Origin of the sequence: Salmonella sp. SAL4457, from assembly GCF_046548235.1 — a bacterium.
Classification (GTDB): domain Bacteria; phylum Pseudomonadota; class Gammaproteobacteria; order Enterobacterales; family Enterobacteriaceae; genus Salmonella; species Salmonella enterica.
Genome location: NZ_JBGDZO010000177.1, coordinates 1 through 343 on the forward strand (window position 1 = coordinate 1; position 343 = coordinate 343).

Here is a 343-nt window from a genome sequence, read left to right on the forward strand (position 1 = left end):
GTGGTGATCAGCACGGCGATGGTGCTGCGGATGCACTTGGTGAACCAGTACAGCAGGACCAGGGTGATCAGCAGGCAGATACCGAAGAAGCCGACCACCATCACCAGCCCGTCGATCAGGTCGCCGACCTTCTTCGCGAAGCCGACGATGTGCACCTTCACGTTGGGGTTCTGCAACTGGTACTTGTCGCGGATCTTCTCTTCCAGCTCATGGGAGAACTGGCGGTAGTCGAGCTTGATCAGTTCGCTCTGGTTCTTCGGGTTCGGGTACATCTCCAGCAGCGGTACGTCGACGATGCTCGACTTGAAGTTGTTCGCCACCAGGCGGCCGATCTGCCCGGACT

The 343-nt window shown here is 58.9% G+C and carries 1 pseudogene; it reads right to left on the reverse strand.

From position 1 onward, the window contains the following. Positions 1–343: pseudogene (locus ACLJNW_RS23795) on the reverse strand (RND family transporter); the annotation flags it as partial.